Source organism: Cellulomonas bogoriensis 69B4 = DSM 16987 (assembly GCF_000767165.1).
GTDB classification, from domain to species: Bacteria; Actinomycetota; Actinomycetes; order Actinomycetales; family Cellulomonadaceae; genus Actinotalea; species Actinotalea bogoriensis.
Window position 1 is genome coordinate 1 of the sequence record NZ_AXCZ01000205.1, and the last position, 4,302, is coordinate 4,302.

Annotated in this window: 4 protein-coding genes and 1 pseudogene; 3 read left to right on the forward strand and 2 right to left on the reverse strand. The window is 75.0% G+C overall.

Features of this window, described 5'->3' with window-relative positions:
• The coding region (locus tag N869_RS18600) for a RecB family exonuclease (protein ID WP_035062365.1) at positions 1-661 on the forward strand (661 nt) is incomplete at its 5' end.
• Between the two features lie 218 nt (positions 662-879).
• Here N869_RS18600 and N869_RS18840 read toward each other — a convergent pair.
• Positions 880-1,557: pseudogene (locus N869_RS18840) on the reverse strand (phosphotransferase); the annotation flags it as partial.
• A gap of 143 nt (positions 1,558-1,700) precedes the next feature.
• Here N869_RS18840 and nudC point away from each other — a divergent pair.
• Positions 1,701-2,633: an NAD(+) diphosphatase gene (gene nudC, locus N869_RS13225; protein ID WP_035062369.1), complete on the forward strand. Its 933-nt coding sequence runs from the start codon at positions 1,701-1,703 to the stop codon at positions 2,631-2,633.
• Positions 2,634-2,635: 2 nt separating this feature from the next.
• On the opposite strand, the gene N869_RS13230 is transcribed toward nudC, so the two are convergent.
• On the reverse strand, positions 2,636-2,902 hold the full coding sequence (locus N869_RS13230) for a mycoredoxin (RefSeq protein ID WP_035062366.1): 267 nt from the start codon (positions 2,900-2,902) through the stop codon (positions 2,636-2,638).
• 94 nt (positions 2,903-2,996) lie between these two features.
• Between N869_RS13230 and N869_RS13235 the strand changes: the two genes are divergently transcribed.
• Positions 2,997-4,302 (forward strand): ATP-dependent helicase (locus N869_RS13235; RefSeq protein ID WP_035062367.1); only part of this gene is annotated, 1,306 nt, incomplete at its 3' end.

Sequence of the window (4,302 nt, forward strand, 5' to 3'; positions counted from 1 at the left end):
GGCGCACCTGTCCGCCTCGGCCCTGGTGCGCCTGGCCCGCGACCGGGACGCGTTCGCGCTCCAGCTGCGCCGTCCCGTGCCGCTCGAGCCGTCCACCCGGGCCCGGCGGGGGACCCTCTTCCACGCCTGGGTCGAGGCCTACTTCGGGTCCGCGGCGCTGGTCGACGTCGACGCCCTGCCGGGTGCGGACGACGACACCGCCCAGGACGACGCCGACCTCGCGGCGATGCGCGAGGCGTTCCTGGCGAGCGGGTGGGCTCGGCGCGTGCCGGTGGCCGTCGAGGTCGACGTCGAGACGCCCGTCGGGCAGGTCATGGTCCGGTCCAGGATCGACGCCGTCTTCGCCGACGGCGACGGTCGGGTCACCGTGGTGGACTGGAAGACCGGACCGGTCCCGCACGGGGCGGGCCAGGAGCACCGGGACCTGCAGCTGGCGGTCTACCGACTCGCCTGGTCACGCGCCACGGGAGTCCCGATCGAGGCGGTGGACGCCGCGTTCGTGCACGTGGCGGGCGGGACGGTGCGGACGGTCCGGCCTCAGCGGCTGCTCGGCGAGCCCGAGATCGAGGCGTTGCTGGACCCGTCGCCGGGGTCGGCGTCGACCGGTCCGGCCCGGTCCGGGCCCGGCTCCTCGTCGGGGGTGTCCCCGGGGTCGTCGTGACCGTCCAGGTCGCCGTCGGCCCGCGCGGCCTCCGCGGCCTGGGCCGCGATCTGCTCGTCGAGGTCCACCAGCATCGCCGCGGCGTCGTCGACGACCTCCGCGTCCCTGGTGCGGACCCCGTGCAGCAACCACCGGGCCAGGGCCAGCTCGCCGGCCAGCAGGGCCCGGTCGGCGAGGTAGCGGTCGGCGTTCTCGGTACGGCGCAGGGTGTAGGCCTCGAGAATGGGGTCCACCGCCTCGGGTGGTGCCGCGACCAGCAACCACGCGAGGTCGTCCGCGGGATCGGCGACCTTCCCCTCGGACCACCCGACGATGCTGCGCGGCTCGTCGGCCGAGCACAGCACCTGCTCGGCCGACAGGTCGCCGTGGACGACGGTGGGGCGGAACCGCCACATCGCCACGTCCTCCAGCGCGCGCTCCCACCGGCGCAGCAGGCTCGCGGGTACCCGGCCCGTGCGTGCGGCCTCGTCCACCTCTGACAGCCGCCGCTGCCGGTAGGCCTCGGCGTCGTACACCGGCAGCCCGGCGGCCTCGACCGTCGAGGTCGGCAGCTCGTGGAGCGCCGCGATGGCCCGCCCCAGCGCCGCGGCCAGACCCGGTCCGGGGCCCAGCCGTTCCAGCCGCAGGGCGTGCCCCTTGAGCTGGGGGTGGACCACTGCCCGCCCCCCGTCGGGCAGCTCGGCGAAGCCCGCGGTGCGCGGCACCTCGAAGGGCAGCCGACCGGCGTCGACGTGGTCGACCAGTGCTTCCAGGAGCGCGACCTCGGCCTCGAGTGCCGCGCCGGCCGCTGCGGTGCGGGGCGCCTTGACGACCCACCTGCCACCGGTGGCGTCAAACACCAGGGCGGCGTCCACATCACCGGAGGTGGGCAGTGCACGGGCGTCCAGGACGTCCATGCGGGGCACGGCCACGGTGGCCAGTGCGGCGAGGGTCAGGGCAGATCGGGGCACGGGGCAACCGTAGGCCGCCGCGCCGCCGCGGGCACGACCAGCCCATGGCGTGTCCACAGATCAGGACCCCGGGGGCCTACGGTGACCAGGTGGACCCCGCCCGCCTGCCGTTGTCGCGCGCCACGGTCGACCGTGACGCCGCCCGCCGTGACGACGTCGAGGCGTTGCGGGCCGCGTGGCTGGACCCCGCGTCCCGGGTGGTGCTGGTGCGCGGGGCGCAGGTCGCCGCGCGCGGCGCGGCACTGGACCTGCGGGTACCGACCGACGTGCTCCCCGAGCTGCCCGTGGCCGACCCCGCGGCCGAGCCGGTCGACGGGTGCGGCCTCCTCGTGCTGTACCTGGGCGCCGACGAGGATCACGCGTACTTCGCCCTGGCCATCGAGGGCGCGCCGCCGGCCTGCGAGGTGCGGGACGAGGGCTGGGTCCCGCTGCGGGACGTCGGTCACGTGCTCTCGGACCGGGACGCGGGCCTGGCCACCACGGCGGTCGGGGTGACGGCCTGGCACGCCCACCACGTGCGTTGCCCGCGGTGCGGGTCGGTGACCGTGCCCGTCCAGGGCGGGTGGGTGCGGCGGTGCGTCCAGGACGGCACCGACCACTACCCACGCACCGACCCCGCGGTGATCATGGCTGTGGTCGACGACCGGGACCGGCTGCTCCTGGCCCACGCCGCGCACTGGCCCGAGCGACGGTTCTCGACCCTCGCGGGGTACGTGGAACCGGGTGAGCCGTTGGAGTCCGCGGTCCGCCGCGAGGTCGGCGAGGAGGTCGGCCTGCTCGTCGGCGACGTCACCTACCGGGCCAGCCAGCCGTGGCCGTTCCCCTCCTCGCTGATGCTCGCGTTCGTGGCCCGTGCCCTCACCACGCACGTGAGGGTCGACGGGGTCGAGATCACCCGGGCGCGGTGGTTCACGCGTGCCGAGCTCGCCGACGACGTCCGGGCCGGCCGGGTGCAGCTGCCCTCGCCCACGTCGGTGGCCAGGGCGCTCGTCGAGGAGTGGTTCGGCGGGCCGGTGGGCTGAGGTCAGCCCCCCAGGCGGGCCTGCACCTGGGCCAGGGACGGGTTGGTCGCGGCGCTGCCGTCGGGGAACAGCAGCGTCGGGACGGTCTGGTTGCCGTCGTTGACCTTCTCGACCAGGGTCACCGCCTCGGGGTGCTCCTCGATGTTCACCTCTCGGTAGGCCACCCCGGCCTGGTCCATCTGGCCCTTGAGCCGCACGCAGTACCCGCACCAGGACGTGGTGAACATCGTGACGGTGCCGGCGGGCGGGGGTGCGGTCACGTCGGTCATGTTTCCTCCGGGTTCGGGGACGGCAGCCACTCACGGTAACGGTCCGCGGGCCCGGGGTCTTCCCTGTCGGCGGGGCCTGAGACACTCGTGCACGATGTCCGCCGACGCCCTCCTCGACGCCCTCGACCCCGACCAGCGCGAGGTCGCGCTCGCGCTCACCGGCCCGGTGTGCGTGCTCGCCGGCGCCGGGACGGGCAAGACGCGCGCGATCACCCACCGCATCGCGTACGGGGTGCGGACGGGAACCTACAAGCCCACGAGCGTCCTGGCGGTGACGTTCACCGCGCGCGCCGCGGGCGAGATGCGCACCCGGTTGCGCGAGCTGGGCGCGGTGGGGGTGCAGGCACGGACCTTCCACGCGGCGGCGCTGCGGCAGCTGTCCTACTTCTGGCCCACGGTGGTGGGCGGTGCACCGCCCAGGGTCATGGAGCACAAGGCACCCGTCGTGGCCGACGCCGCGAACCGTCTGGGCCTCGGCGTGGACAGGGTGAGCGTGCGCGACCTGTCGTCCGAGATCGAGTGGGCGAAGGTGTCCCTGGTCACCGCGGACGACTACGTGCGGGCCGCCACCGCGACCGGTCGCCCGGCACCCGCCGGCTACGACCACGCCACCGTCGCGCGCCTGATGACCGCGTACGAGGACGCGAAGGACACCCGTGCGGTCATCGACTTCGAGGACGTCCTGCTGATGCTCGGCCACATGCTGGAGTCCCGGCGCGACGTCGCCGAGACGGTGCGGTCCCAGTACCGCCACCTGGTGGTCGACGAGTACCAGGACGTCTCGCCGGCCCAGCAGTACCTGCTGGACCAGTGGCTGGGGGGACGCCACGAGCTGTGCGTGGTCGGTGACCCGAGCCAGACGATCTACTCCTTCGCCGGGGCCACCCCGCACCACCTCCTGACGTTCGAGCGCCACCACCCGGGTGCGCGGACCGTGCGCCTGGTGCGTGACTACCGGTCCACGCCCCAGGTGGTGGACCTCGCCAACCGGTTGCTGAGCAGGGGCCCGGGGCGCAGGGCTGCCGAGGGGGTCCTGGAGCTGGTCGCGCAACGCCCCGCGGGTCCGCCCGTCCGGTTCACCGTCTACGACGACGACGAGTCCGAGGCCGCCGGGGTCGCGTCGCGGGTGCAGCGTCTGGTCGCCGCGGGCACCCCGGCGCGGGAGATCGCCGTGCTGTACCGCACCAACGCCCAGTCCGAGGCGTTCGAGCAGGCACTCGCCGACGCCGGCGTCGGGTACCTGGTGCGTGGCGGCGAGCGCTTCTTCTCCCGCAAGGAGGTGCGCGACGCGATCGTGCTCCTGCGCGGTGCGGCGCGGTCCGCCCCGGAGGGACCGGTGGGGGAGGCCGCTCGGGCGGTGCTGACCTCGGCCGGGTGGACACCCGAGCCGCCGGCGGCCC

Coding starts and splice junctions, on each gene's coding strand:
- N869_RS13230 (WP_035062366.1), bottom strand. CDS start 2,902: ATGACCGACGTGACCGCACCCCCGCCCGCCGGCACCGTCACGATGTTC.